The organism is Solibacillus sp. FSL K6-1554, assembly GCF_038005185.1.
Lineage (GTDB): Bacteria > Bacillota > Bacilli > Bacillales_A > Planococcaceae > Solibacillus > Solibacillus silvestris.
Genome location: NZ_JBBOSS010000001.1, coordinates 2,291,902 through 2,318,240 on the forward strand (window position 1 = coordinate 2,291,902; position 26,339 = coordinate 2,318,240).

Here is a 26,339-nt window from a genome sequence, read left to right on the forward strand (position 1 = left end):
TATGTATGCATTAAAATTACCTAGCATTTTTTCTATATACATTCTATAAAAAGATGCAAGCCCCGTTCTCTTTTTATTTAAAGAATGTGTGTTGGTAATTTTAATGAGATTGATTTCTATTGTAGTTAATATAATATTCAATATCAACTATATCGTAAAAAAGCTAGATAATGAATAATAAGTCGAATCATTATTTTTTAGTACTAGAACTATTTATAAACTCCATTATTAATTTCCCTTCTTCTAAATTTCCCTCCTTTAATAGTAAATAGCCATTGTACTTAGAACCCTTTAGAGAAGTAAATGTTAATTTATTCGTTTTTCCTTTTTCTAGAAGTTGGTTTAAGTTGGTTATAGTTAATGTTTTACCATATTGTTTTTTCCAGATAAAGAATGGGCAGCTATTTTTTTGATGACTACAGTAAAACCTTGTCTTTGATTCGACTATTGGATTATTGCATTTTGGACAATTAGCTACTCCCTTTTTCTCAAAGTCTGTAGAGTTAACTTCTATCTGTTCAAATTCTTGAACAATTACTGAACAAAATTCTCTCATTCTTTTCTCAAAATTTCCTTTTTGCTCTTGCCCTTTACGGATTGTCTCTAATTTCTCTTCCCATAAAGCTGTAAATTCTGGTGACGTAAGAGTATTGATTTTAGTTTTTCGAAAGAGCTTTATTACTTCTATTCCTAATTTCGTAATCTCTATGTTTTTTTTGTTGTATTGGATATAATCATAGTCTCCCAGCTTCTTAATAATATCGCCGCGCGTTGCTGCCGTCCCAATACCTTTACCGGTTAGATTCTGCTTTAACGTCGGATCAGTTATACGTCTGCTGATATTTTTCATTAACTGAATAAGGGTCCCGTCTGTAAAAGATGGAGGCGGGCTTGTTTCTTGCGCTTTAATGCTAGAGTCTATATAAGACACAGTACCTTGTCTTAAATTTGGCAAAGCTTTTAACACTTGTTCTTTGTCTGATTGTTCATCTTCTTCATCAGCCGAGGGATAAATTTGTAACCAACCCATTTGAATAGGTGCTTTAAAATAACTTACAAATTGTTCTGGCCCACAAGCAGTTATCACTTTTAAATGCTCGAAAACGTTTTCAGGATAAAATTGAGCAAAGAATCGCTCCAATACAAGTTGAGAAATCTTTACTTCATCTTCCGGTAAATCATTTGGTGGATTCACAGGTTCAGGTAAGAGTGCATGATGATCGTCCACTTTTGATGAATCGCATATTTGTTTATTTGCCGCATGAACAAACCGCTTATCTGCATTTTGAGACAGATGCGGATAATGTTGAGAGAGAAGATCAAAACTTGCATGCATTAATGGAATTTCGGCTTCAGTCACGTGATTACTATTTGTACGCGGATAGGTCACCAGCTTTTTCAAATAGAGATTCTGAAGAATTGCTAGAGTTTCGTTCGCCTTATATCCATATTTCTTATTCGCGATGCGTGAAAGTTCAGTTAAATCCATTAATTTTGGTGCCTTTTTTTTCTTTATCTCTTTATCAGCTAATACGATTTCACATGGTTGTGAACTAAGAATTAGTTGTGCCTTCTCGACTTCTTTTAAATCGGTCGGGTAACCATCTTCAAAGAGGCGTTCACCCTTATAAACGATGCCATTCTGTTCAAAGTTCCCATACAACACATGATATAAAGTCTTGGTATAGTCCGCTCTTTCTTTTTCACGGTCAAAGATGATGGCTAACGTGGGTAAGAGTACTCTTCCAGCCCGGATATTGGCATTCGTGGCCAAGGATGCCGCGCGACTACTATTCATCCCAATAAGCCAGTCAGATTCACTCCGTAAAATACCCGCTGCAGTCAGATGTTGATACTCTTCATTATCTTTCGCTTCATTGAAAGCCTTTTGAATAGCCGCTGGTTGAAGAGAGCTTGTCCATACCCGTTTAACGGGCTTATTCCATTTGAAGTGCTCAGAAATCCTCATGAATATAGCTTGTCCTTCACTACCTGAATCACAGCAGTTATAAATAACGGTAGCTTGTTTTGCTAAGGTATTGATTAGGTTTAATTGAGACTCTTTCCCTGGTATTATTTTTAGTGGAATCTTTTCGGGCAAGATCGGTAAATCTTCCTTACGCCATTCTTTATATTTTTCATTTATTTCATGAGGTTCAACTTGTGTTAATAGATGGCCATAAGCATAACTATAAATAATTTGATTACTCCCTACTAAATATCCCTTTTTGGTTTCATAACTCGGAGATAACGCTTGGGCAAATGCACGAGCAGCATCCGGTTTTTCTGCAATTAATAATAAGTGTCCCATTTAAAGATTCCTCTCTGTAAGTTTATTACATTTTAGCGCCAATAAAAATATCAAATGTTAGAAAAATAAAAAAAATAAAACACCTATCAACTATTTAGGTAGATAGAGTGCTTCTCTTAAAGTAAATATTAACTTTAAATTATTTAATCCTTTTATTGTTAGCAACATCCATCAATACATATCTTGCCCCACTAGATTGCTCCCCAGTAAATTTAATAGTTGTACCTTTTAGGTTCAACTTTCGATGAAAAGGAGGATTTTCATCGCGATTTGAATTTTCTATCATAGAATTAATACTTCCTTTCCATATAATTGAGTCCATTGCCGGATCTCCTTGTAATAACTATATTTTGCATAGATAACACGGGCTTTCCCATGATAGCCACTCCTTCCTTAAAACGATGCTTTCCTATTTTAATTATCTATTAGATAGTTCTTAGCATAGTAATCATTAATTGCTAAGCTTAGCCCTTGGAAAAGTTCAGGTTTCTCATGTAATTCAATTTTTTTAAATACGGATTCTTTAAACACAATTAATGCATGGTTAATTGTCACTGGCTTGTTATAAATTTGAGCTTTAAATAAATTCAAGCTGTTTTCAATTAGAACCAGCTGCATTTGCTTAAAATACTCTTCTTGGCTCCCAATCGTTTCATCAAGATACTTAAACAAATTTCTAAATACTTCATATTCACCATTTTCAAAAGATAATTCACTAAAAGGCGCATGTGGCAACATAATTTATTCTCCCTTTTGAGATACTTTTTTGAATGAAAATCGCCATTCAGTTTCATTTTTTACATTTATTGAGTTTAAAATATTTCGATAGTGCTCTAAGTTCTTTTCGGTAATTTTAATCATTTCCCAAATATTAGGATTAGGTGACGCAGCTTGCTCTTTTTGGAATATAGTTAATCCATACTCTTCCGTTTCAATTAGTTTTTCAACTGCCATAGTAAGTGTCGTTAATTCTTGAACACTTATATTTTCAATTTTTGCTTTCTCAAATATTTTTAAATTATTGCGCTTAACATAAAGTTTCATTTGTATTACCTCGCTTTTATTGATGATAAGAGTATTGGCTAGTTACTCACTGTACTTGGCAACATACGGTAAATAAACCTTTCTAAATCGGTAATCTTGAATTCTTGTAATCCAATCTTGAATAGAAAAGTAAATAAATAAAAAGCTGATGTGACTGATAGTAAAAGTCGTTGTCACAATTTCGTTACTAAAAAAAATCATAAACGGTAACAGCAAAACAATGACCGCTAAAAGATGGGCTAAACTAAATATCTGGATTGATTCTAAAGATGTCTCATAACCTAATAAATAGCGTTTAGATACACTTACCAGGTAAACATTATAAATAACTCTTATTGCCGCTAAAATGAAGCCTAGCGCTAAACCGAATGTTATAAAGATGTATAAAGATGGGTAAGATTTTGAAGCTTCTTTTAAAATAGTAATTATAACTAGAAAGCTCCCAGCGGTAACTATACTTAAAAGAGCCGTTTTAAATAAGATTTTGTATTTAGATTCCAATACTTCGAGGCCCCTTTGTCATGTGATTTCTAATTTATTTTTTACTGCATTCATCAAAGTCTCCAATTTTATTTGTTTATTCATTACTTCCAGGTGTGAGTAACTTAGTATGCTTTTACACTTAGTGCATCGGGCTGCATAAGAAGGATAGTGGAATTCTATTTCCATAAGTTGATTCAACTTTAAGCGGATACTGTCATTATAAGTTGAGATGATGATTATATATCGCGTATTGGAACGACAGCGTATACAAAATCCGATATTCAAAGACTTCAAACAATCTTTTCCTCTTGAGGAATGAAGTAGTATGACTTGTAATGCGTACAGTTCCCGTAACTGTTATATTCTAAGTCAATGTAATGTCTTTCTTGCTCACAGTAGTATTGAATAAGTGACCCCTCTTCAATCTGTTTGATATAATAAAAACCTTCTATTTCTATGCGTTTTGGTAAATTCCAGCGTGATGAATTCAATTGGCAAAATTCCAATACATTGCGGTAATTGTTATTACTGGACATACTTATCACTCCATAACCCTAATTTATTTTTCTTTGCGAATTTTTCGGCTTTCTTCAGCTGATTAAGGTAGGTAGTATTGGGTTCAAATACATATGCAATTTTTACTAAACCTGTTTTCAACATCATTTCTTGAAAGTTTTTATCATCTAAGAAAATATGCATAAGATGGCGGTTATAACGATCCTTTGTATCTCCCTGGTCGTATTCTAACCTAATGGATTTTGCCGCTTTTAAAATGCGCTCAGCTTCCTGCTGACCTTCTTTAGCTAGAGGCTCAGGTCTTCCGTCTTCTCCCTTAATTTCGGTCCCATCTATTAGCAAAACCCTTACAGTTGCAATTGATTCAGTACCGGTCTCTTTATCATAAATTTTGAACTTTACTGTATCAGCATCATAATTCGATAGATATTCTATCTCGCTATCTACCGGTATAAGATCTGTTAGAGTGGATGTATCTTGTAGGCAAAGTAATTCAGATTGCTCACAAGCATAATCCAATAAAACTTCCGCGCCTTTTTCCTTTGAAATGGAAGATGTAGCTAATTCAAGCGCAGTATCCACCAACGTTTCAGCATCATAGGCAAACTCCTGTTGATCGTAGCTATTGTTAGGACCATATTCTACGCCTTCACATGCTGTTAAGAGTGTTGCTGAGAGTAGTAAGATTAAGATTCGTAATTTCAAATTATTAAGTCCCCTTCCTATGGATTGTATCCTTATAATAAAAAGTTTTTAATAATTTCTCAAAAAACGATGGGCCTATTGATTAGGTACAGGGGACTTTTTCTCATTTTTTTTCGCTTGTTTTATTAACTCTATTAGCTCGTAACGTCCAATTAATTGAACTTTGTTCGGAATCGCAAGCTCACGTGCAGCATCCGTAAACAAGGAATTTGTCACCACCCAAGCATCATCGGCCTTATAATAATACTTGCCGGCTACAACCTCTTGTACTGCCTGTAAACTTACCTTTTGACGGTATCGCTTTGCTTGAATAGCAATGGTACGCCCCTCTTTCTTTAAAAGAACGTCTACCCCAAAGTCTCCGGAATGTTTCGTTTTTTTAGCAGCATAACCTAACTCTTGAAATAGTACGGTTAAATATTCCTCAAACTCATTTCCTTTCATTTGATCAATTTGTTTGAGTTGTACTGAATTTAATAAATATCTCCTTTGAAAAAACTGTAATCCAGTAATAATAGCCCCCACAATGAGTAATCCACCAAGCACTAATAAAATATTCTCCATGACTTTTTCTCCTTTGATTTTTCTTTTTCACAAAAAAATAAAAAAAGCACCATAAGTAAACGTACCAAGTACGTCCTTACGGTGCTTCCGTGTGTGTAAAAATATAATGTTACTATCTACTTCTATTTTAAGCATAAATTACTAATTTTGCAATCAAAAAAGGAACGACTTGGCAACTACCCCCATTTATATACTCCTCCAAAAAAGAGACAACAGCTTTGCACTCCGTTATGGCCAGTATTTCACCCCGGCGAATCTGCTTGAATAAAATCAGAGAAGCTCCCAAGAGAACGTACGTTTAATTGAATAAAGCACTTTTCTTATTCAAGAAGGTAGTGACCCCTTAAAGTTAGAGTTTTTATTATGCAGCTAATTGGCTGGCATGTTTTCGGTAATTTACCGGACTCATGCCGGCCAGTTTTTGTTTAATACGAACATTATTATAATAATTGATATACTCATTTATTTTCTTCTGTAATGCTTCATAAGAGATGATTTGTTCTCCATAATACATTTCCTGTTTTAGTAAGCTAAAGAAGTTCTCCATGGCCGCGTTGTCTGCGCATGTTGCTTTCCGAGACATACTTTGAAAAATCCTGTTCTGCCTTAATGTTCTCACCCATGTATTATGTTGATAATGCCATCCTTGATCGGAATGAATTGTTGTCCTATATACTGCACGCTTTTGAATAATTGGAAGTGCTTGTCTAAGTGAATCTAACACAAAATCTAGGCTCGGCCGTTTTGACATACTAAACCCAATAATCTCACCATTATATAAATCCATGATCGGACTTAAATATAATTTTTCATCATCTGTACATTTAAATTCAGTTACGTCAGTCACCAATTTTTGAAGGGCATATGACGTTCTGAATCTACGATTCAAAAGGTTTTTAGCGACTTTACCAACTGTTCCTTTGTATGATTTATAGCGTGATTTACGTACGAATTTCACACATTTTAACCCTAGGTTTTTCATAATTCGTTGTACCTTTTTATGATTGATTGTATGTCCTTGCACTCTTAATTCCGCATGAATTCGGCGGTAGCCATATCGCCCCTTATGCTGTTCAAAAGTCTTTAAAATCAAGGCTTTCCACTCTAAATCTGGATCTTCTTGCCTCATCAGTTTGATATGATAATGATACGTTGCTTCAGGAATATCGACTTGTATTAAAATATCTTTTAATCGAAATCCTTCTTGTTTAAGTTCGAAGGCGATGGCTGCTTGGGCTTTTCGAGGAAGGCATCTGGATTCTCCCGAAAAGCCTTCAACTTTTTTAAATACGCTACCTCTAAACGAAGCAGTTCATTTTCTCGTTCTAGCTGCTCCTCACGTGACATTGTTTTTTCTTGGTTATTCACTGTTGATATTTGTTTCTTAGACATGGATGGGCGCCCCTTTGGTTTTCTTTGCAGGCCCTCTATCCCTTCTTTTAAAAACCGATGATACCAACTAGCAACTAAAGTTGGATCATTCAAGTTAAAGTGAATCGCAGTATCTTGATGGGAAGCACCTGTTCGTTTCATATAGCTTAATACATCTAATTTAAATTGAACAGAATAAAACTGCTTCGTTTTCTTAACAGATAGGCCACTACATCCAAACTCTTTATAAGCACGTACCCATTTCCTTAACGGAGTAGCACCGACACCATATTTTTTAGCTATCGCTCTATATCCCAGTGAGCCACTTAAATATTCTTGAACCACCATCAATTTAAATTCTTCATTATATTTCGTCATAAAAAATCACCCCAAAAGTTAGTTTTTACTCTAACTTTTGGGGTGCAGTACCGAAAAGCGCCCGATTGTGGAATAACAAAATAGTGATTACTAAAGCCCCTTTAGTGAAATATTATTTCCATTTAAAAACTACCATCAAGAAAATTGAGACGAGAAAAACAACAAAAAAGAACGGGAGGTAATAAGTATAGAAATGAATTTAATCTTAACAAGCAAAACAGTCTTATAAATATTTTAGTACAACTATTAACATTCAATTTGCTACAGCCGATCTTTTTGTCACTTGCAATTAAGGATGGTTCGAAAGCAGCTAGTAAGCATTAAGGGAAGGCTGATTAATTTGGAATATTATCTTTACAAATATAAAGTAATACAACCTCGTTCGAAAAAATATTTAGTCGTTGATTTTTTAGATGAAAATAAGTGTATCGCTCTATATAATTTTGTTGTCAACGCATTTGCTGACAGAATAAATACCGATATAATTGGGCAAATAAATAAAGTGTTTGAGGATGTGTTAGCTTGCAGGAGTAACCGCGAATTTATTGAGGGGAAATACAGTGGGTTAGATATACGGTGCAATTATACAGAGGTATTTGACACGTATTTCGAGTGTGATCCAGATTCCAGCAATCAGTTAAGCATGTTCGTAGACACACGAGAACTCTATTACATGTTGCTAAATTACATATATGAAGTTCGAAAATTTAAGGTAAATCCTGAAAATTACTGTATTGAAGAAAACAAAATAAAACAATAAAAAAGTTTTATTTTGATTAAGGATTAAAAAGGAAGTACTCACATTTACCAGGTGCAGTACTTCCTTTTGTTTATTAAAAACAGTATTTATTATATTCAAGTAGAAGTATTTCTTTAAATGATTCATCTTCATATATTTCCAGTAGCGAGTGAATTTTTTTTATGTATTCTTTTTCTTTCTCCTTGGAGATATGTGAGTAACATATCGCTATTCGATTAAAGCAAACTGCTAATGCTTTATAGGACAAATCACTTAAATGTGTCCGTAAAAAATCTTCCAATCTATTCAGAGCTTCTGTAATCAATCCATTTTTAATAAGTATTAATGATAAATTAATTGTAAGAGTCTTTTTTAATCTTTTAGCATCCTCAAACCCTTGATAAACCTTCAGCCTTTCTACTAGCTTATCTGTAATATAAATAACCACATCACAATCAAAAAAATATAAAACTACATTCATTATTCTTATATCTACTAAATACCATTGGTCAAAACGTGAAATACGTTCCCATACTTTATTCACTTTTTCCCTTGCAACTAATAAATCCCCGGAACTTTCGACAATTAATAAGGCTTCACAAATAATCTTCAATTCATTCAAAATGATGTTTGAGTTCCCTTTAAGATAATAATCCTCAATTAACTTTAAAATCCCCAAAATTCCCTCTCTGTCATTATAAGGTAAATTGAAGAACCTTTCTGCAATTTCTATTTCATCATCGTATTGGTAACCATTATGAATAAATCTAAGTTCTTCACTTGATATTTGGAGCTGGGACAGGAGGTGCATAAAGCTAAATGAAAGAATATCAGTTTTAGCGGCTTCAAAATTTGAATAAGTTGCTTGTGTAAAAAGGTTTGCCGCAACTTCCTTTTGAGTATATCCTTTATTTTTCCTAATAGACTTTATCGTTATACCATAATTCGACATTTTATCCTCCATTTATAATATTTATTATAAATTGTAATTATATCATGATTTCCATTTATCATAAGAGCATAAGGAGGGGAAATTCATAATGGATATTTTCACTGCATTATTAGATATATGGTTGATTTCAGGTGGGTAACATTTTAATACTAGTGTTAATATATATTGCTCTTACCACAAAAAGGAGATGGATTTTATGAAAAAAATTACAAGTACGGCTTTAGCGTTAACTCTTGCTTTATCGATCGGTGCACAAACTTCATTAGCAGCAGGAAAAGAAGATAAAATTCCTATCGAAAACCCTGGCTTAGAACAACTACAAGGGAAAGATATTTATACGATTATTGAAGAAAATCAAGATTTTCTTACTCAAGAGGACATTGATTTATCCCTATTAATTATTAAAATTAAAGATGAAAACCCCTTAATTTCTACAGAAGAAATTATTGGACTTGTTCAGAGTGATTTCTCTGACATTAGCGCTTTAAGCTTCGAATCTGCCGGGAAAACATGGACTAATTTAACTGCTGCTGAAAAAAAGCTAGTTGTTTTATTCCCAGCTGATGCTTTGCTTGTCAAAGCTGCTCAATCTAAAACAGATAAGCTTACAAGTGAGCGTTATCCGAAGTGGAAAGATGGCGATAAAGGTAATGCTTTCAGACATGCTCTTTGGAATGCAATTATGTCAAAGGACATTGGGAAATACTTAGCAGAACAATTCGCTACTGCTCATGAAGATCATGGTGTAACTGATGCAGTACTTAAAAAAGAAGTATGGAATGGATTTAATGGAGTACAACATAAAAATATGGATCTACATAATAACCAGATGGGTAGAGATTGTTTTTATTGGTATGATTTATTACCATTTGATACAACATTAGCTGATAGAGTTGATGAAAAAATTAAAAATGGTGAAGCAAAAATTCTCGTAAAGTGATTTCATCCGCTTTATTTTAAACCAATCAACAGGTCTAGTTAAATACTAGACCTGTTGATTTATTCTTTATATATGAAACTTTAATTATACGGATACGTTATGATTTAAAATGGAGTGCTAAATAATGAACAGGGGATGATTATTTGAAAAAGATTTTTGTAATTTTACCGATTTTAGCTGGAATTCTACTATTAGCTGGATGTCAATCGGATGAAGAGAATCTTAACTTCTATGGCTCTAGTGATAACTGGACAGCTGAAATAATTACTGAAATTATAGACGGGTCCGAGAAAAATGAAATTATCTTAAAATACAATGGTGACGGAGCAGGAACTATTAGTAAATTTAATTACTTAGTTGAAAATAATAGCAACAATCAGAGTTTTGGAGCAAATGATGTTTCATTAAAAGAAGACGGTACTTATACTAATGCAAATTTAGCTTCTAATAGTGCGTCAACCACTAAAGACGATCAAATAGAAGTTACAATTGACTGGAATGACCAAACTGAAAGTATTATTTTAAAGAAAAAAGAATAAATATTTTGTTATTGTTTTGGTTCAATTTTGGTTTAAAATCATACCCATAAAGGAAGGTAGACTTGTTTGCGATTCAAGTTTACACTTCCTTTTTTGGTATAGTGTAAGTATAGAGTGAATTCTCTAATAAGAAATATTATTAAGGTTTTTTGTTATGTTTGATAAGATATTTGTATAAATTTGTATCTTCTCTAAGACTCCCCCAAGAAAAAATGTTGCTCTACAATATGGCCCTATAAGGGAAAAACGCGATCTTCTTATTGAAGAATCGCGCCCTATAATTGAATAACGTTCACTTTCTCTGAGTTGGAGGTGTATCGCAGATAATGAAGTCATAATCTTCCCCTACTTCACTTACTAATTTACGTAAATAGAAGTTAAAGACTGGATGGTTTTAATCACCTAACATTTTATAAAGGAAAATTTCAAGTCTATCTAAATCTTTACCGTTAGGAACGATATCTACATAGAGTATAATACATAATAAAAAATCGAATAGACCTAATATCCATCTATACTATCAAGTTTTATAATAGCATTAGAAATTCTTTAGAGTTATTTTAGCAGGTATTCTTTCATCAAACTCAGCTAAAATCAACTTATATACCTCGGGTTTTTCCTTTTTAAGCTCTATATGTGCAATCTGATAAAACTTTCTTACTTCACTTCTTTTTATAATCTTACCAAAAACAACCAGCTCACAAAAATCAAGTAATCGATGATGCTTTATATAGACTGGCTCACTTTCCTCGTTTCCGTTAATAAAAATATGTAATGGTACTTCCACAATTACATCTTCTAAAGAGTAATCATTACTACAAATAATCTCCGCATTCAACATATATGCAGCTGCAAGTGATGCGATTTCCCCTGTACCCACACTGCCTTCTTTTCCTCTACGCTTGTCCACCTCAATAAGCTTTTCTTGTATTTTAGTAAGCATTAATTGATAGTCTGAATAAGTAGTTTTAAACTCCTGCAATGGATTTAGAAGTATCCATTTTTGTTCCTGACATTTATTATCTACAAACTTTTGACTAGAACTGCTTAATTCCTTATAAACTTCTTCATGGATATAAACAGATTCATATACTTGCTCCAAAACATTGATAAATCCAGCTTTATCTTTAAGCTTGTCTATATAGAAAATAATATTGGCATCAACAAAACAAGAAGAGGAGATTGGTAGTGTTTCTTCCTTCTTCAAATCCCCTCCATCTAATCCTCTAATTCATCCCAAAGTGCGTTAATATCCTGATTTTCTAATGATTTTTCGTAATATTCTTCAGCTAAATCTGGATTTATATTGGCTAATATCTTCGCTACTTCTTGGCTCGATAATGTACCTTCTGCCTCACGAGTAATTAATTTTTCTTGAAATTGCTCAAATTCCTTACGTTTAGGTGGCATATCCAATAAAGAATCACCCATTACACTTACACGTAAATTCATTAATTGTTCCTCTGTCATTTCTTCATAAGCTGAAATGTCCCAAAGACCTAATTCTTTAATACGTCGAACAACACTCAAATATGGTACTTTAAAAATATCTGCTAATTTAAAGATTTTCTTTTCAATTACTTGACTTTTAATAATTTCAAAATAAAGATTGAATGCATCCTTATTCATCAAAATGGTTGCAGCAAAATAATCACCGGCTCGTTCTAATACTTCATTTGATTCAATTCGAATATCATATTTCTTTAAATCTTCGGATTCTAAAATATAATGGAACCATTCATGAGCCAAAGTGAAGTTTTGAGTTCTTGCGTTATCTAGCTGATTAATAACAATTTTAGGTTGAACCTTTGGATTGATATGCTTTAGAAACATGCCATTTAACAAACGACTTTCCTCGTCAAGCTTAGGTAATTTTAGATTGATTACTTCTATCCCTTGCTGTATCACAATATCTTCCAATATATCAGCAATAATTAATGATGTTTCTTCAGAAATATACTTTAAATAATAGTCTTTAGCTAACCGTTCAACTTTTTGTAATAATTGATCCATTAAATAACCTCCACTTACTTGAAGGTTTCGTATGCGTTTAAAAGCATTGCTACCTGTTGAATTTGATGCTTGTTAGTTACAGAAAGATCCGTCCCACCACGTGGAATGACGCTATATCCAGCGAATAATTCACTGTCTGATAAACCTAAAAGTGTAGCACGTGGAATATTCATTACTTCTGCGAATTTTGTTAATCGTTCTGATGTAATACGGCGATCACCTTTTAAAATTGCACGCAATAATCCTTCACTAACACCAACTAATTCAGCCATTTTTGTCTTAGATACGTTGTTTTCTTGCATCCATTGATTAATGGTCATTGCTGTATGTTTGTAATCCATATCCTTCACCTCAATACTATTATAACATAAAACGTACAAAATGTTAATTACAATTGAATTATTGTACGAAATTAAATTAATGAACCAATGCATTAATTTTAATGAGTTCAATTTTTTTTATCCCGTATATTCGCTTATTAACTTAAAAGAATGTTATTCAATAATAACGGGTTCGTTTGATGAGGAGAAAAGCCCTAAAAACAATGCTAATAACAACCCAATTAGAATGCGTTTCAACAGCAAATCCGCAGTGAAAATGGCAAGCAAAAACGCTCAGTTGTTTAATTCTGAGCGTTTTTCATATAGTTTACTATCTTTTTTACTAACGCACCTGTTTGCTGATGGATACAAAAATAAAATATATTATATCTCTGATTAATCATTAGTTTTGTAGAGTTTACTCTACTTTTTTTTTAAACATACCAATTACTGATGCAACAAAGATGTATAACGCAACAAGAAAGAAGAGAAGTGCAAATGATTTAGAAATCAAAATATCTCTTCTTAGAAACTCACCGAATGAAATCCACATAGCTAAAGCAGATAAGACTAAAGAAACCCAAGTTCTCACTTTTATACATCCCCCCTCTCGTACATCACAAACGATAAATATATTTTATCATACAAATTCTAATTTCCTTTAAATTACAATATCACTTCGTATTAAGCCCTAACTCCTATGTAAAATTGGTTATACATTTGGGTTTTTTCAGTGTACATCATATGGTTCAATGTACGACTTTTTTGTCTAGTGTATATCTTTTTTGTAACTTAACAAGACTGATAGCCGTTCCTTTTTCGCTTAGTGGGTTACATTTGAATTGAAATCCTCAAATGATGAACGATCCGCATGGTAATAAACCATATCGCCATCTTTCATTTTATGAGTGACCCCATAACCATCTACAACCTCATATGCAAAGCCTTCCATCTTCCATTGATTGTTTAATGGTGCATTTTCAATAGGTGATGTGTGGTAAGTTAAATGTGACATTTCAGTATTGCCGTTTACAAGTGTTTCAATGTTGAAGTTTACAACAATGTAACCGTCTTTCTTGAATAATAAAGAGTTTTTATTTAAGCGATGCTCTCGCCCAAATCCGGCGATTGTATCCACTTGCGGAATTTCTTGACCATCCTCGTCAAAAACAGGTGCTTTCTTTTCAACTGCGTACACTTCTGCAGGTAAACTATATTCACCATACCAGTGTTGTTCCCGTGCTACGATATCCTCTGCTGGAACCATTGTACAGTTTGAATCTCCATTACAAGTAGGTACATTCGTTTCTTCGGGACCAATAAATGTATTAAGCGATTGATTTAGAATTTGGAAACCATAAGAACCTGTTGCCACTGGACGTTTTGAAAGATCTGTGTGATAACGTCTAAAGAAGGATTCTTTAATTCCACCTACTTCTTCATATGCTTCACGGTAATCCCCTGTATATGAATCAATATGGCGATAAATATAATCGGCATTTGCATTCAGGTCTTTTTCCGGAACACCGCGCAATATATCATTTAATTCGATTTCCCGATAGAGCATATCAGCATCCGAGCCAATTTTAACGAAATAATCTTTATCATTGTGATAATACAAGTCTACTTCTTCACGATTACCTGTTTTCTTTTCTACAAAGTAGAATGAAGGTGTTATACGAATAGCATCTTGATGATTAAACATGTCCCCCTTTGTTTTAAAATCATAACGGAATTGGTATCCTGTTTTGATTGCGACGTTTAGTTTTTCATTAGGGTAAGCAAGTGCATGACTACCATTCTTGATTGGTAACATCATTGGTAACGTATTGCCGCGCGGTTGACCGTCAATCTTATTCGTTCCTACCCAGTAATTTCTACCTGTATGAGTTAATAATCCATCATTAGAACGGAAAACATCTTGCCATTCATAATCAAGTATATCCGTAATGCGTAAGTCATATAAGCGACCAACAACGTCCACTTCAATCGTGTCAAAAGCAATGTGGTGATCCATCATTTGATTTTCAGTACGGAATGTTTCGTTTAAGTTTGCTTCACTTTCTTTAGGTGCATTACCAGTGACATGTTCTTCAGGTGCATTAATTGCTATACCACGATATTCAATCGTATATTTTCCTTCCGGCACCCATACCGGCATAAAGAAGTTAGCCGTTTCTTGTTCTACAGGAATGTTAATCCATGTTTCTTTCGGGAAGAACATTTCTTTATTTTCCGTATACACATCAAATGGGAATTTTACTTGCTTAGCTTTGTAATACTTTGAGTAATCACGAACGCCGTATCCACTTTGATTAACATGCTGCCCTGCAGTCGGTAATACTACAGTGAAGGGGCGCTCTAAAATATATGCATGTCTTTCACTATCAGCATTTGCTGATTGCACACTTACAGCGTTGTTTGAATACTGTAAATCCGCTCTTTTTGGTGGGTTAGTCCGTTGATCATGTGCTTTATCATCGGATGATTGACCATACATGACCACTGGTGTATGAACCGTTACTTTATTAATCTTGTCTGGATTTTCATTCGAATTAACACTGACCTCGATTTTTGGACGAATCGGGGTATTAATTTGAATGTGCGGTATATATTTAGCAGTCAATTTACTTTCTGTTTGCCATTTATTTACCTTTGTTTTTTCAATATGTTGATTACGCATTTCTAAATCAACCTGATCAGATTTCGGAATCGGAACTGGTGTAGAACCATGTGAAGCTGTTACTGTATCATCCATGTAAGTAGATGTTTCATTGATAATTTCAACGCCATTCCGGTCTTTTGAACTGATTGTCATATTAATTAAATCATTTTTTACATCGGGTATACGCCCAGGCTGTCCCTCTTCTACAGCTGCTTTTGCTTCTGATAAGAACGCGGACATTGGAACGCTTGGCCTACTATGCCCACCATCTAAGTGTTCTGAAGACAGCGTAATGTTATCACAGTTTTTCGGGAATAAATGATCGAACAGTTCAGTTGAATGTTTCGCTTCCACAATTACAAAGTGACGGTTATTATCGACCACAACTTTGCCATTCGGTATTGCATAGTTTTCAAAAGTAAAATCTTTAAATTCATAAATCGCTAATTTTCCTATTTGCCAATATGAAAATGGATGCTCTTCTTCAAAATCTTCCTCTACTGATTCTGAATCAGAATGCGGTGTGTAACATGTATCTGGATTATCTTCATCTCCACATTGGTAAGGTTCTGACCAGGACATTGTGTAAGTCTTTTCCACATTAATTTTATAGGTGATTAGCCCTTCCATTTTCTGATAGATAAAATCTGATAAATAGCGTTCGGTTTTAGCGAACAACTTTAGCATTTCATCGGTAGGGATTCCATACGCGAGTACATCAAATATTGACGAGCTTGTTTCGTCATCTTCGGTAATTTCACCTTCGGGATTCGCAAGCATTTCGTCAGGATTACTTTCCATTGTTGTACCTTTATTTACTTGAATATCAATACTACATGAGCCAAATTCTGAAGGGGTTGGTATTTTAGTAATACACTCTTCACCTTCACATTTTTTTTCTTCGTCACAAGGAACAGCATTACCATCATAATCAACACAGCAAGGAATATCGACTGTAATTGTTTCCGTCGCATAACGGTTAACGTCATCTTCAACCAATACTTCAATTGTGTATGTTCCACATGCTTTCGGAATGAAACTGCCTGTATCCGTCTTTCGATAGTATCCTACTTCATATTCCGATAATTTATCGGGGTTTCGGTATTCTTCATTAAATGAAAATGTGGCTGTTAAATTTTCATAGTTTCGATTTAGTGCAGCCTTATTGGAATAAACCGTATCTGTAAATTCATAAACGGATTCCCCCTTTTCATATGGAGAAGTAGGTATAACGCTAGGTGCTGTTTGTGGAACAAGTGGAATCGGATCTCCTATATCTCCACTCCAATTTTCATGATCTTCAATTAACTGTGGTTCTCCAACTACTGTTGCTGGAACAGATGGTGCGCCGTCAAATGTTACCGAAATTTTATAATCCACTTTTGTTCTGTTTTGCGATACATATTCCCAACCGTCTAGATAAAATTTCAGTTCTTGATTGAGTTCGACTATATTGGATTCTCCGTTATGCCTAAATGTTTTAATATCAGGCCAACTTGTACGAGCAAAACGTAACCATGTAGGGTTGGTACTATTGAACAAGGAATTATTCTCCGCATTATCTGCAATACCGCCAGTATAATACGCAATATCTTGAATCCAGTAATATTTATTCCCTGTAATTGGGTCTTGATGGAGTGGGATTCGATTTAACGCCCATTCTCCATTCCCGTTATAAATATCATTTAATACCCCTTCGTTAATATAGGATGGTTCTATAATATTACGTGCGACACTTCTTGTACCTAAATCAACCATATGATAGTAAGGTTGACCGGAGTTAGCATTTGTTGTTCCGTCACTTGGATATGCCCCTGTCTTTTCAGACATAGGTACATAGAACGTCGAGTTTAAGGAACTGTTTAGTGCCGCATTTGCAAATCGTCCATTATATATTGTCGGGTATCGATATTCACCTAATAATGGGTATACCTCGGCAGATTCGTCAGCACGAATAAATAAAGGTCCTCCAGGTAAATTAACAAATTCTACAGCATTGTTTGAATCATAATTAAAATAAGGAATTTGGGCTTTTGTATCTATTGCTAAAGTAAATGAAAATAGTATGACAAGGAATCCCACCAATAATCTAAATTGATGTTTTCTCATAATTCAACTACTTTCTTATTTTGGTGTAATAATAATTGATGAAACAGCTTTAACCGAGTTGGTATTAAGGAATTTGACTGTATATTTTTCATTTTCAACTATAAAGTAGTCAGATGAACCCTTTCCTTTTTCAACTAAACGAGCTTCCTCAATCATTTCTATAACTTCTTTTGTCACATCATAGCCGTCTGTAATATACTCCACCAGCTCTGGAATAACCGTTTTCATTTTATCGCTACGAAAGTCAAAAGTAATATCATATTCTCCATCTTTCGAACGCGCCATATTTACTTGCTCAACTGTATTGTAGCCCGGACGTGGGTTTCCTTTGTAATTTGGTTCCTCAAAACCTAAAGCTCCACCTACAACCGTAACTTTCATTCCCAACTTCTCAATCACTTGTTTGTCAGTGGTAATAAGCTTTTTAAACAATCCCACATCACCACGTGTAAATAATCCTTTGTTCGTTCTAACTTCCTTCGAGAATAATTGAGGGTTTTGTTTGATATATGCAGGTAACGTTTCAATTGTAAGGTTATTTGCATCTACCTCTTTATTTCCTGTTCTTTCTAATCCCATTGCACGATACATGAATACAGCATAATGTGCGCGTGTTAAGGTATTGTTCGGTAAAAACTTTCCGTTATCACCTGTTGTAATATCATTCGCAAATAATGTCGATACATAGTTATAAGAAGAATGATTAGCTGGCATATCTGAAAATTTCGCATCCGTTGAGCCTTTTAAATTAAATGCTATTACTAATGCTTTTGCCATTTCCGCGCGTGTCACTTCCTTATTTGGTGAGAAGTTTCCGTTACGGTCTAATTCAAAGATCCCTGCTCGTTGTACTGCTAAAATATCATGGTAGTTTGCATGCTTTGTTGATACATCTTTGAGCGTACTCACATTCACTGTTTGAGGTAACTTATGAGCGCGGTTCAATAATGCTGCTACATGTTTCCGCGAAATTGTTTCATTCGGTTTAAATGTGCCGTCTGGATAGCCATTAATAATCCCCAAATCACGCATTTTATGAATTGCCTCAAAATATGAATGTTTTGGCGTAACGTCTTTAAACAATGAGCTTGCATCTACAGTCATTGGCACTACAATTGCCGGTGTTACGACTGAAGCACAAATTGTAGCGATTAATAATGATTTTATTTTCATAAATATTCCCCCTAATACTTTCTTTCCTTTACATAATTTTACCTCCTTTGACTATTAAAGACAAAAAACCCCACACCTACCCAATTAAATGGATATGTGTGAGGTTTTTCCTTCACAGAATAATATTGGTTATACGTTTAGTTGTGAAACAATTTGTCTTCTACATTCAATATTAACACTTTTTATAATTATTTCAATAGTTTCCCTTAAGTGTTTATGCAAGATAATTCCCGGTAGCCATTTTCAGCCGCTTGTTGACGTGTGGAATAAGTTTCTGTTTTTGAGTATGGAAGATCGCACGATGAAGGCCAAAATACGCGCTGTCCGTCCTCCAATGTTGTAGCATAAAGAGTTTCATTTTTAAGTAAACGGCTTGCTGCAAAGGCGTACTGATTATATTCCATATCTAATCGGTGAACCGGTAAGCCTTGAACAAAAGCTACAATACCTACGTCATCTATTGTATTGTCCCATGTTTCCTCTGTAATTAAAGGTAAAGCGAATTTATATGTGTATCCAAAGGAAGATAATGTTTGGTTATGTAGGTTTTTGCGTGATGGAGTGGGATGCAAGGACTGTTTTTTCCTTTCTTCGAGGTAAGGCCGTATATTCTCCAAGGAATGAACTTCTCGTATACGCGGATGAATATGTTTTTCCCATACCTGATCTACTGAACAATTAAAAATTTGTTGTTGTAAAAGTACGGTTTGAGCAATAATTTCATAGGTTTTCATGTAATGAGCTCCTTCCTATTTATTTTTTAGCCAAAACATGGACCGAGTAATGTTAAAACTGACTTCGTAATCATTTAAAACTGCATGTATCAAGTTTTCGAATGCATCCGTAGTTCGGATAGGATGGTCGTTTGCCTCAACATACAAATTCTCTCTAATGACAACATAATAAGTTACCTGGCCGCTTAAAACGCCCGAGTCATCCATACATAAAGTCAAGATATTACCGTTTTTCTGAAGCCATTGCTGGATAGTTAAAAATTCTTGTTCTGTCATTTGCTTACGTTCACCTTCTTCTTGAGGAACGACATATGCTGCATTTTTTAGTGTGATTTCTGGAATGATCATTGGTACACCTCCCCTTATCAGTAAGACCGGTAATAATGGCAATAGCCTATCAAGAAAAAAGAATTATGTAAAAAAACCGATGACTGTAAAAAAAACACCTAGAACGGACGCAATTTCAAATCCATTTCAAGTGTTAAATCTCTTCAAGGTGAGTATTAGCTTATTACGTGGAATACTATATTCACCCTGTAAAGGCACCAACACCAATTACTGGTCCAATTTGTGCTGCATGTATTATGTACTTCTTGGTACTGGAACTATCGCTGGCGCGGTCGCTTGTTTCAATGTGTTATAAGGTGATTAAATATTATGAGGTGATAAAATGAATAAGGTTTTGGCGTTCTCGATTTTAGGAATGGGTCTAACTGGTGCCGTTTTAGTCATCTCAAGCCCCCAAGCGGACTCTTTAACGGCTGTTACTAGTAATGCATTAGAGTTACAGTGTGAAGATATGTTACGTAATGCAAATGGTAAATATAAAAATGCATACGTTAAAATGAACCGTTAAATTATCAAGCCGTTTATGTGAAAAGGAATGAACAAGACCAAACGGTAATTATAAAGGATAATGTAGTCATTTATGGTAAATTGTCAGGAACAACCGGGACAATCAATGTCCTAGGAGTAAAATCTGCTGTTGAAATTAATCAGGCCATTCGACAATTCACATTGAAAAATGGTTCAAAAATTGGTGTATTTGACCGTTGTGTAATTACAGCATATATTGATAAATACGGAAACAAAGCTATCCAATAAAAGAAAGACCCCTTTAGAGGGGTCTTTCTTTTATTATTTCAACAACTTTAATATAAAAATTTGAATTTTCCATTTCATATGTACCCTCAACGTAATCAGCAGTTATTAAAACTTTATCATCTTTATTTTTTTGCATTGAAAAATTGACCAATAAATCGTAACTCATGTCTACTTCACTGTTATCTAAAGCAATCATATACACTTTGGATTCGGTACTTTCAATACTTTTGGATGTTTTCTTTACTTTCGTAGTCGATAACAATTCGATTAGTTCCTGTGCATCTGATTCTAATATATCTGCCCCTCCATGTTCCTTCTTGAGTCTGTAACTCATAATACCTGAAACAAGGCTTTCAGCTAAAAATGGTTCATCTTCTTCAAAATAAGATGAATTATTAGCCATCACCTTCAACAAGGTATTTATCTACTAATTTTCTATCCGTATCCATTATCTCTAAAATAACATTTTGAGTATTTTCATCTCTGCCAACAAAAAATACAAGGTCATCAGCAACCTTTGATTCAAACTCAACAATATAGGAGTTCCGTATATCTAAAGCATCTAAATCATTTCGTTTGATACCTGTTACAGTCGTTTTTTCTAATTGATTAAGTACATTCAATATATTTTCTTCGGAAAGCGTAATTTTTTTATTATCTGAAATTTCTTCTGAAACATAATTAATCGTGCCAGTCGTGTACAAATCCTTTGAATAATCGGATTCAACCACTTTAAATAATTCATCTACAGTAGATTCTCCGTATTTTCCTGAAACAAAATTTGACATATAGGCAAAGCCAACACCTATTACCAATATAACGATAAGCCAACCCCATTTTTTGTTTTCCAAATAATTCATCTCCTTTTTTATAGTAAAAGCAATTGTGTTTTCTTATAGGATTTGAATATTATATGCAATTAGTTTACATAACACCCAAGGCTTCGCTCTCTTAAAATCGCCAAAAACCTGTATAAAATTCTGCATAAAAGAGGCTATTATTTTTCCGCACTGCCAAATACTTCATCAACCTCTTTTGAAAAAACTTTGGAAATATAATGTATTTCTTGTTCCTCGGATGCTATCCCTTTAGCGATGCCCTTTGTATCTTTTGAGTGTTGCAGATACATCACAACATTATGGTCATAATCAACCGTCGAAAAATTCCCATTGCCCCAACGATTTAGCACATCTAAATAGATTTCAGCATGTTCATACAACTCTTTATTTTCTTCAATTACTTGCTTCAAATTGTCGATTCTCTTAGGCGTTATCATAATTGAACCTTCTTTTTCATCAGCAATAATCTTTTGGTGGGCCATTTGTTGAATGAAATCTTGCAAGTATGTTTCAGTAAGAGGCTCCTGTATTGCGCTTTCAGGATTAGGGTACTCAATTTTTTCTCCAGTTCCCCATACATCAATCCATTTAGAACTGGTAACAGCTTCCCAACCATTACTATAATCAAGCGTTGATACGACTTCCTCTTTATCCGTTGCTTCACTATGTACTTCATTTTCAGAACTGCTATTAACGGGTATAACTTCATTTTCATAAGACCTGTCCATATATAAATACGTAGCACCTATGCTAATTACTGCTGTTAAAAAAGTTATCCCTAAAACATGAGTAACCTTCATTTTTTCTAACACCCCAATTCCTAATTTCAACCAAAAATACCATATAATATTGATTGTGTAAATTAAAAAAGAGCCTCCTGGTATATCAGGAAGACTCTATTAACGATTAACCTTGATAAAACATATGGTCTACATAAGCTGTCATTTTACCTGTGTAATCGCTATAACGGTAAAATTCTGAAGTTATACGCATCGTTTTTCCAGCGTTTGCACCATTAGAAAACGAATATGTTTTTGCATTTTTTGAGTTAGCCCAATACCCAATTTTCGGTGAAGATACAGCAGTCCAACCGTCTGTATTAGATGCTTCACGTTCAATTTTTAGGATAACATATGCAGTAAGTGGATTTTGTTCTGTCGGAACTCCCTCTAAAGATACATTAAAAGTAGAACCACTAACCGAAGTACAAAGATTGATTGTTGGTTTAGAATAACCAGCATCAACCGTACCTTTTGAACATGCCATAAATAATTCCTCCAATATTGTTTTGTTTGATTGTTAACCAACACTATATAAAGGAGAATTTTCACCGATTCTATCAACCAATTATTTGAAAAACTTTATATTTTTTAAAATAATCCCAATTTGGGTTTTAGTCCCATATTTGTTATAGTTATAAAAAAAACGAGGTGATTATTTGAAAAAGGTACTTTCGCTAATTGGCTTAATCGTAGTTGTAATAGTTGGGGTTACATTTGCTATTTCTACAACAAATGCTGACAAAAATAAAGAGGAAACGGATACAAAAGATACTACTGTCTATACGTTACAACAAGCCTTATCAACTGACGTTTATACAGCAAACGTTGATGTAGAAGAAAAATCTTTAACGCTTTCTACAAAACGTATGGATAAAAATTTCGACATACAAGATTCTAAGGAACTCGTTCTTTCAGAAGAAACTGAAAAAGAGTTAATTAATCAAATGGTACAATGGGAATTAGTCAAATATAATGATTTTGATTTAACTAAATCCCTTAGAAATGATTCTCATTACGATGCATATTTAACGGTAAGCACAGGTTATAAATTATATTTAGATTCAGTAGATAAAACTATAGCTATTTCGGATAAAAAACAAGCATACAAAATCCAAAATAGCGGTGATTTTTTCACCATTTTAAAAAACATAAAAGAAGCATCTGCTAATTAAATAGCAGATGCTTCTTTTTATTGCATGATTGTTCCATCTTTAAGTTTCATGCTCGTTACAGTGAAACCTTTAATAAGTGTAAATAAAGTCGCACTTTGTACTGATTCATAAACTCGAAGATAATCAAGTTTAACAGTAATTGAAACTGCACCTACATCAGTCGCATTATCGACAGTAGTATTAAATTTTGAATTAATAGTTGCAAGTTCCTTTGCAATTGTATAACCAAGTGAACGATTTTCATCACGTACACGTTCAACGTTTTTAGCAATAGTACTTGATGATGATGTACCGAAAACATTAGTTAAAACTGTGCTATTACGTTCACCAATAATACGGTTGAAGTAATCATAGCCCTCAAAGTTTGCGGTTACAGCCAATTGCTCGCGCACAAATGATTGTACTGTCCACATGTTTTGGAAATCCGCAACAGATACCGTAACAGTTCGTGATGCACGATTATAATCTTTATTAAACGAATAATCATTTTAGGAATAAACATTAAAATATTCCAAGCCACTTCAAACAAGATTGAACTCGTAAGATCCCCTAGCAACTCCTTAAAAAGGCCGTCATGTCTCTCCTTCTTTATTTTTTTATTTTTCATTTTCCATTTTCTAACTCCAATTACGTTTGGTAACATTAATAAGGTGTCATCCCTTATTCCACAAACGGGCCATATTGTTGAATAATAAAAGGTGCTGATTAATAGCGATAAAGAGATTTGCTATACAAGTCTTTATACAAATTAAAGAACAAGACAGTAAGTACAAACACCGTTCCATCAACGGTTTGCTACATCTGAATTAAATGCTGCATAACCCAACGTTCATACAAAAAGGCACAAAACGTTGATTTAACAACGTTCGTGCCTTTTTAATGTGTCCCCAAACTTTCATTTGGGAACGTTATCAGATGAATAAGTGTATATTTTATTCGTTAATCTGAAATTTCATTGTCAAAATCATACATATATACAGGATTTATACATTCTAAAATTTTAACAATTGCATTGTTGTAACCAGACAATTTTTCTACTTCTACTTTATTTGTATCTTTAAATTGTTCATCTTCCATCTGTTTTCCTATTTTTTTTACTATTTCTAAATACTTACTCACAAACTCAGTTTCTGTCATTACCTTAACGTCAATCAATATTTCGTTAAAAGCTTTGAGTTCACCCTCATTATAAATTTCATAATCTTCTGCATCATAAATTGTATTTGTTTTTGTGAAATGTATTTTTCTCTCTACAATATCAACTATGGTAAACTGAGAAATTTTTTTCTCAAGCACATCTATCAGCTCCTTTTTATTGTTTTATTAAAACAAAACTAGACCCTAAAAGCGAAAAATGACCCCAAAGCGACGTTTGGTAACATAATTAAGTCTATTCCCGTTCCTAAAATCGTATTTGGTAACTTCTTTATATATAAGGTATTAAACCACACGAATATGACGATCCCTTATTCAACAATCGGGCGCTTTAATTGAATATTCGCATCCCGAAATAATTAAACTTTTTTATAAAAACAAACTCGATAAATAAAGAACCAACTGTTTTGATCAAACTTTGTTTCAAAACAGTTGGTATCTTTCTGTATAAAATCAGCGTAATGTCATTTATAATTGACATTTTTTTATTGTTTTCATAAAATTTCCATATAGGTGGTGGTTTATTGAATCGTGTAAGAGAATTTCGCAAGTTGCAAAAGCTTACTCAAATTGAACTTGCAAAACAAATTGGTATCGCACGACAAACGCTTAATATGATTGAAAATAATAAATACAATCCTACACTAGCGTTATGTATTTCATTAGCAAAGGCGTTACATACCGATTTAAATACATTATTTTGGGAGGTTGAGAAGGATGAAGAACCAAATATTTAACCATTTCATTGGTGCAATCGATACGCGAGATGAATACCAACAGCAGGAAATCTACAAGGAGCTTGCTTTCACAGGTATCTTACTGTACTACGTGACAATAGTACTTATGATGGTTAGCCTCATAACCGATCTAGTTCAGCAAACGGTTTCGATTATGACACCGATTCTACTTATTGTAAACATAGGATATTCAATACTAATTATGAAGCGTATAAATAAAAAAGAGTGGATGGCAACAGATTGTGCAACGCCTGAAGAATATGAAATAAACGTACGTAGATTGAAGCGCTCATCTACTTTTGGAGGGATTAGTTGGGGGTTGATGATGTTATTATTCATGGAATATTTAATGCCGCTGATCTCACGCGAGGAAATAAGCTTTTCGTGGATTGGCGTAATTAGTTGGGGTATCGGTGGCGCACTTTTTGGCACAGCGATATATTATATTTCGAAATCTAAACTGGTGAAGTATTATGAGTAATACTTGCATTAAATAAAGATAGTTAATTATCCATAATTGTCCGGAACTTCAAATACAAAAGAAGAATCCATTTTGAGATTAATCAAAAATGGATTCTTCTTTTTAAACTTAAAATAAAATCTAATGGATGTTCACTCCATTACATTAATTTAATTATGAATAATGAAGCTTAGAAGATGTAACAGGTGATGATGAACGTCTGTAATCTGGCGTCGTAAATCTTCCGTAATCTGTTTTGCAAAGGTCTCCCCATCTTCAGTAATTCTTACCATACGGATAGTCCGCTTTTCAGGCTCTTTCCAGTGCCCTTTAAGTGCCCCGTTCTGTTCCATTTCCCGAGCAATGGAATACAGGTAGGTATTCGATGGATGCCAACCGAATTGAACTTCTAGGAAATCATTCACCTCAGCAATATAGAATTACTCCCGCGCATGGCCGATTTTAAAAATCATATAACGAACAATGTCTTTCACACTAACGAGTTTCGAAAAATAAGTGCGAAACTCAGCCGGT

Annotated in this window: 32 protein-coding genes and 1 pseudogene; 7 read left to right on the top strand and 26 right to left on the bottom strand. The window is 33.9% G+C overall.

Annotation, left to right across the window (positions count from 1 at the left end; genetic code table 11):
- Positions 1–190: 190 nt before the first annotated feature.
- The 11 genes and pseudogenes from MHB58_RS11260 to MHB58_RS11310 form a co-directional block, all read right to left on the bottom strand.
- Entirely contained in the window at positions 191–2,311 is a 2,121-nt protein-coding gene (locus MHB58_RS11260) for a type IA DNA topoisomerase (protein WP_340735227.1), read from the bottom strand.
- A gap of 139 nt (positions 2,312–2,450) precedes the next feature.
- Entirely contained in the window at positions 2,451–2,633 is a 183-nt protein-coding gene (locus MHB58_RS11265) for a hypothetical protein (RefSeq protein WP_340735228.1), read from the bottom strand.
- Positions 2,634–2,725: 92 nt separating this feature from the next.
- Positions 2,726–3,049, bottom strand: a complete 324-nt coding sequence (locus MHB58_RS11270; protein ID WP_340735229.1) for a hypothetical protein — start codon at positions 3,047–3,049, stop codon at positions 2,726–2,728.
- A 3-nt stretch (positions 3,050–3,052) separates the two neighbouring features.
- Positions 3,053–3,355, bottom strand: a complete 303-nt coding sequence (locus tag MHB58_RS11275; protein ID WP_340735230.1) for a hypothetical protein — start codon at positions 3,353–3,355, stop codon at positions 3,053–3,055.
- A 42-nt stretch (positions 3,356–3,397) separates the two neighbouring features.
- The gene (locus tag MHB58_RS11280; protein ID WP_340735231.1) at positions 3,398–3,856 is read right to left on the bottom strand and encodes a hypothetical protein; all 459 of its coding nucleotides are present in this window, start codon (positions 3,854–3,856) and stop codon (positions 3,398–3,400) included.
- A 272-nt stretch (positions 3,857–4,128) separates the two neighbouring features.
- Complete coding sequence (locus MHB58_RS11285) at positions 4,129–4,374, bottom strand: hypothetical protein (protein ID WP_340735232.1); 246 nt, start codon at positions 4,372–4,374, stop codon at positions 4,129–4,131.
- Positions 4,364–5,059: a thermonuclease family protein gene (locus tag MHB58_RS11290; RefSeq protein WP_340735233.1), complete on the bottom strand. Its 696-nt coding sequence runs from the start codon at positions 5,057–5,059 to the stop codon at positions 4,364–4,366. Before MHB58_RS11290 ends, MHB58_RS11285 begins: the two co-directional genes overlap by 11 nt.
- A 75-nt stretch (positions 5,060–5,134) precedes the next feature.
- The gene (locus MHB58_RS11295; RefSeq protein WP_340735234.1) at positions 5,135–5,623 is read right to left on the bottom strand and encodes a restriction endonuclease; all 489 of its coding nucleotides are present in this window, start codon (positions 5,621–5,623) and stop codon (positions 5,135–5,137) included.
- 361 nt (positions 5,624–5,984) lie between these two features.
- Positions 5,985–6,851, bottom strand: a pseudogene (locus MHB58_RS11300) (IS3 family transposase); the annotation flags it as partial.
- Positions 6,812–7,372: a helix-turn-helix domain-containing protein gene (locus MHB58_RS11305; protein WP_014823247.1), complete on the bottom strand. Its 561-nt coding sequence runs from the start codon at positions 7,370–7,372 to the stop codon at positions 6,812–6,814. The gene MHB58_RS11305 and the pseudogene MHB58_RS11300, both read right to left, overlap by 40 nt.
- A gap of 833 nt (positions 7,373–8,205) precedes the next feature.
- On the bottom strand, positions 8,206–9,063 hold the full coding sequence (locus MHB58_RS11310) for a helix-turn-helix domain-containing protein (RefSeq protein ID WP_014822439.1): 858 nt from the start codon (positions 9,061–9,063) through the stop codon (positions 8,206–8,208).
- A gap of 196 nt (positions 9,064–9,259) precedes the next feature.
- On the opposite strand from MHB58_RS11310, the gene MHB58_RS11315 reads away from it, so the two are divergent.
- Positions 9,260–10,003, top strand: a complete 744-nt coding sequence (locus MHB58_RS11315) for a DUF6973 domain-containing protein (RefSeq protein WP_340735235.1) — start codon at positions 9,260–9,262, stop codon at positions 10,001–10,003.
- A gap of 143 nt (positions 10,004–10,146) precedes the next feature.
- Positions 10,147–10,542, top strand: a complete 396-nt coding sequence (locus MHB58_RS11320) for a hypothetical protein (protein ID WP_014822441.1) — start codon at positions 10,147–10,149, stop codon at positions 10,540–10,542.
- 538 nt (positions 10,543–11,080) lie between these two features.
- Here MHB58_RS11320 and MHB58_RS11325 read toward each other — a convergent pair.
- The 8 genes from MHB58_RS11325 to MHB58_RS11360 all read right to left on the bottom strand — a co-directional run bounded on the left by MHB58_RS11325 (position 11,081) and on the right by MHB58_RS11360 (position 19,904).
- Positions 11,081–11,749 carry a hypothetical protein gene (locus tag MHB58_RS11325; RefSeq protein WP_340735236.1) on the bottom strand — a complete coding sequence of 223 codons (669 nt, stop codon included), beginning with the start codon at positions 11,747–11,749 and terminating at the stop codon, positions 11,081–11,083.
- 11 nt (positions 11,750–11,760) lie between these two features.
- Positions 11,761–12,555, bottom strand: coding sequence for an ImmA/IrrE family metallo-endopeptidase (locus MHB58_RS11330; RefSeq protein ID WP_340735237.1), 795 nt, complete (start codon positions 12,553–12,555; stop codon positions 11,761–11,763).
- Positions 12,556–12,569: 14 nt separating this feature from the next.
- Complete coding sequence (locus tag MHB58_RS11335) at positions 12,570–12,896, bottom strand: helix-turn-helix domain-containing protein (protein ID WP_157804082.1); 327 nt, start codon at positions 12,894–12,896, stop codon at positions 12,570–12,572.
- 397 nt (positions 12,897–13,293) lie between these two features.
- Positions 13,294–13,467, bottom strand: a complete 174-nt coding sequence (locus MHB58_RS11340; RefSeq protein ID WP_340735238.1) for a hypothetical protein — start codon at positions 13,465–13,467, stop codon at positions 13,294–13,296.
- Positions 13,468–13,698: 231 nt separating this feature from the next.
- Positions 13,699–17,649 carry a DUF5704 domain-containing protein gene (locus tag MHB58_RS11345; RefSeq protein WP_340735239.1) on the bottom strand — a complete coding sequence of 1,317 codons (3,951 nt, stop codon included), beginning with the start codon at positions 17,647–17,649 and terminating at the stop codon, positions 13,699–13,701.
- A 15-nt stretch (positions 17,650–17,664) separates the two neighbouring features.
- Positions 17,665–18,822, bottom strand: a complete 1,158-nt coding sequence (locus MHB58_RS11350; RefSeq protein WP_340735240.1) for an S-layer homology domain-containing protein — start codon at positions 18,820–18,822, stop codon at positions 17,665–17,667.
- A 206-nt stretch (positions 18,823–19,028) separates the two neighbouring features.
- On the bottom strand, positions 19,029–19,556 hold the full coding sequence (locus MHB58_RS11355; RefSeq protein WP_340735241.1) for a hypothetical protein: 528 nt from the start codon (positions 19,554–19,556) through the stop codon (positions 19,029–19,031).
- A 15-nt stretch (positions 19,557–19,571) separates the two neighbouring features.
- On the bottom strand, positions 19,572–19,904 hold the full coding sequence (locus MHB58_RS11360; protein ID WP_340735242.1) for a hypothetical protein: 333 nt from the start codon (positions 19,902–19,904) through the stop codon (positions 19,572–19,574).
- A 322-nt stretch (positions 19,905–20,226) separates the two neighbouring features.
- Here MHB58_RS11360 and MHB58_RS11365 point away from each other — a divergent pair, with 322 nt between their 5' ends.
- Together MHB58_RS11365 and MHB58_RS11370 are read left to right on the top strand one after the other, a co-directional pair.
- Entirely contained in the window at positions 20,227–20,412 is a 186-nt protein-coding gene (locus tag MHB58_RS11365; RefSeq protein WP_340735243.1) for a hypothetical protein, read from the top strand.
- Positions 20,413–20,429: 17 nt separating this feature from the next.
- Positions 20,430–20,660 (top strand): hypothetical protein, encoded by a 231-nt coding sequence (locus MHB58_RS11370; RefSeq protein ID WP_340735244.1) that lies wholly within the window; start codon positions 20,430–20,432, stop codon positions 20,658–20,660.
- 13 nt (positions 20,661–20,673) lie between these two features.
- Here MHB58_RS11370 and MHB58_RS11375 read toward each other — a convergent pair whose 3' ends face one another.
- The 4 genes from MHB58_RS11375 to MHB58_RS11390 all read right to left on the bottom strand — a co-directional run bounded on the left by MHB58_RS11375 (position 20,674) and on the right by MHB58_RS11390 (position 22,765).
- Entirely contained in the window at positions 20,674–21,063 is a 390-nt protein-coding gene (locus MHB58_RS11375; protein WP_340735245.1) for a hypothetical protein, read from the bottom strand.
- The gene (locus tag MHB58_RS11380) at positions 21,056–21,511 is read right to left on the bottom strand and encodes a hypothetical protein (protein ID WP_340735246.1); all 456 of its coding nucleotides are present in this window, start codon (positions 21,509–21,511) and stop codon (positions 21,056–21,058) included. Before MHB58_RS11380 ends, MHB58_RS11375 begins: the two co-directional genes overlap by 8 nt.
- A 146-nt stretch (positions 21,512–21,657) precedes the next feature.
- The gene (locus MHB58_RS11385) at positions 21,658–22,329 is read right to left on the bottom strand and encodes a DUF6241 domain-containing protein (protein WP_340735247.1); all 672 of its coding nucleotides are present in this window, start codon (positions 22,327–22,329) and stop codon (positions 21,658–21,660) included.
- Between the two features lie 76 nt (positions 22,330–22,405).
- Positions 22,406–22,765 carry a hypothetical protein gene (locus MHB58_RS11390; RefSeq protein WP_340735248.1) on the bottom strand — a complete coding sequence of 120 codons (360 nt, stop codon included), beginning with the start codon at positions 22,763–22,765 and terminating at the stop codon, positions 22,406–22,408.
- Positions 22,766–22,937: 172 nt separating this feature from the next.
- Between MHB58_RS11390 and MHB58_RS11395 the strand changes: the two genes are divergently transcribed.
- Positions 22,938–23,453, top strand: coding sequence for a hypothetical protein (locus MHB58_RS11395; protein WP_340735249.1), 516 nt, complete (start codon positions 22,938–22,940; stop codon positions 23,451–23,453).
- 17 nt (positions 23,454–23,470) lie between these two features.
- Here MHB58_RS11395 and MHB58_RS11400 read toward each other — a convergent pair whose 3' ends face one another.
- Both MHB58_RS11400 and MHB58_RS11405 read right to left on the bottom strand, forming a co-directional pair.
- A complete protein-coding gene (locus MHB58_RS11400; protein WP_340735250.1) occupies positions 23,471–23,866 on the bottom strand; it encodes a hypothetical protein in 396 nt (131 codons plus the stop codon).
- 526 nt (positions 23,867–24,392) lie between these two features.
- A complete protein-coding gene (locus MHB58_RS11405; protein ID WP_340735251.1) occupies positions 24,393–24,749 on the bottom strand; it encodes a hypothetical protein in 357 nt (118 codons plus the stop codon).
- A gap of 383 nt (positions 24,750–25,132) precedes the next feature.
- Here MHB58_RS11405 and MHB58_RS11410 point away from each other — a divergent pair, with 383 nt between their 5' ends.
- Both MHB58_RS11410 and MHB58_RS11415 read left to right on the top strand, forming a co-directional pair.
- Positions 25,133–25,345, top strand: a complete 213-nt coding sequence (locus tag MHB58_RS11410) for a helix-turn-helix transcriptional regulator (RefSeq protein ID WP_340735252.1) — start codon at positions 25,133–25,135, stop codon at positions 25,343–25,345.
- Positions 25,326–25,826: a hypothetical protein gene (locus tag MHB58_RS11415; protein ID WP_340735253.1), complete on the top strand. Its 501-nt coding sequence runs from the start codon at positions 25,326–25,328 to the stop codon at positions 25,824–25,826. The genes MHB58_RS11410 and MHB58_RS11415 overlap by 20 nt, the downstream gene beginning before the upstream one ends.
- A gap of 149 nt (positions 25,827–25,975) precedes the next feature.
- On the opposite strand, the gene MHB58_RS11420 is transcribed toward MHB58_RS11415, so the two are convergent.
- Positions 25,976–26,098 carry a hypothetical protein gene (locus MHB58_RS11420; protein ID WP_340735254.1) on the bottom strand — a complete coding sequence of 41 codons (123 nt, stop codon included), beginning with the start codon at positions 26,096–26,098 and terminating at the stop codon, positions 25,976–25,978.
- Positions 26,099–26,339: the final 241 nt, after the last annotated feature.

What these genes read in the sequence shown, in the direction of transcription:
- MHB58_RS11260 (WP_340735227.1), bottom strand. Translation starts at nt 2,311, where the DNA reads ATGGGACACTTATTATTAATTGCAGAAAAACCGGATGCTGCTCGTGCA.
- MHB58_RS11265 (WP_340735228.1), bottom strand. Translation starts at nt 2,633, where the DNA reads ATGGACTCAATTATATGGAAAGGAAGTATTAATTCTATGATAGAAAAT.
- MHB58_RS11270 (WP_340735229.1), bottom strand. Translation starts at nt 3,049, where the DNA reads ATGTTGCCACATGCGCCTTTTAGTGAATTATCTTTTGAAAATGGTGAA.
- MHB58_RS11275 (WP_340735230.1), bottom strand. Translation starts at nt 3,355, where the DNA reads ATGAAACTTTATGTTAAGCGCAATAATTTAAAAATATTTGAGAAAGCA.
- MHB58_RS11285 (WP_340735232.1), bottom strand. Translation starts at nt 4,374, where the DNA reads ATGTCCAGTAATAACAATTACCGCAATGTATTGGAATTTTGCCAATTG.
- MHB58_RS11295 (WP_340735234.1), bottom strand. Translation starts at nt 5,623, where the DNA reads ATGGAGAATATTTTATTAGTGCTTGGTGGATTACTCATTGTGGGGGCT.
- MHB58_RS11305 (WP_014823247.1), bottom strand. Translation starts at nt 7,372, where the DNA reads ATGACGAAATATAATGAAGAATTTAAATTGATGGTGGTTCAAGAATAT.
- MHB58_RS11310 (WP_014822439.1), bottom strand. Translation starts at nt 9,063, where the DNA reads ATGTCGAATTATGGTATAACGATAAAGTCTATTAGGAAAAATAAAGGA.
- MHB58_RS11315 (WP_340735235.1), top strand. Translation starts at nt 9,260, where the DNA reads ATGAAAAAAATTACAAGTACGGCTTTAGCGTTAACTCTTGCTTTATCG.
- MHB58_RS11330 (WP_340735237.1), bottom strand. Translation starts at nt 12,555, where the DNA reads ATGGATCAATTATTACAAAAAGTTGAACGGTTAGCTAAAGACTATTAT.
- MHB58_RS11335 (WP_157804082.1), bottom strand. Translation starts at nt 12,896, where the DNA reads ATGGATTACAAACATACAGCAATGACCATTAATCAATGGATGCAAGAA.
- MHB58_RS11345 (WP_340735239.1), bottom strand. Translation starts at nt 17,649, where the DNA reads ATGAGAAAACATCAATTTAGATTATTGGTGGGATTCCTTGTCATACTA.
- MHB58_RS11350 (WP_340735240.1), bottom strand. Translation starts at nt 18,822, where the DNA reads ATGAAAATAAAATCATTATTAATCGCTACAATTTGTGCTTCAGTCGTA.
- MHB58_RS11355 (WP_340735241.1), bottom strand. Translation starts at nt 19,556, where the DNA reads ATGAAAACCTATGAAATTATTGCTCAAACCGTACTTTTACAACAACAA.
- MHB58_RS11360 (WP_340735242.1), bottom strand. Translation starts at nt 19,904, where the DNA reads ATGATCATTCCAGAAATCACACTAAAAAATGCAGCATATGTCGTTCCT.
- MHB58_RS11365 (WP_340735243.1), top strand. Translation starts at nt 20,227, where the DNA reads ATGAATAAGGTTTTGGCGTTCTCGATTTTAGGAATGGGTCTAACTGGT.
- MHB58_RS11375 (WP_340735245.1), bottom strand. Translation starts at nt 21,063, where the DNA reads ATGGCTAATAATTCATCTTATTTTGAAGAAGATGAACCATTTTTAGCT.
- MHB58_RS11390 (WP_340735248.1), bottom strand. Translation starts at nt 22,765, where the DNA reads ATGGCATGTTCAAAAGGTACGGTTGATGCTGGTTATTCTAAACCAACA.
- MHB58_RS11400 (WP_340735250.1), bottom strand. Translation starts at nt 23,866, where the DNA reads ATGTGGACAGTACAATCATTTGTGCGCGAGCAATTGGCTGTAACCGCA.
- MHB58_RS11415 (WP_340735253.1), top strand. Translation starts at nt 25,326, where the DNA reads ATGAAGAACCAAATATTTAACCATTTCATTGGTGCAATCGATACGCGA.
- MHB58_RS11420 (WP_340735254.1), bottom strand. Translation starts at nt 26,098, where the DNA reads ATGGTAAGAATTACTGAAGATGGGGAGACCTTTGCAAAACAGATTACG.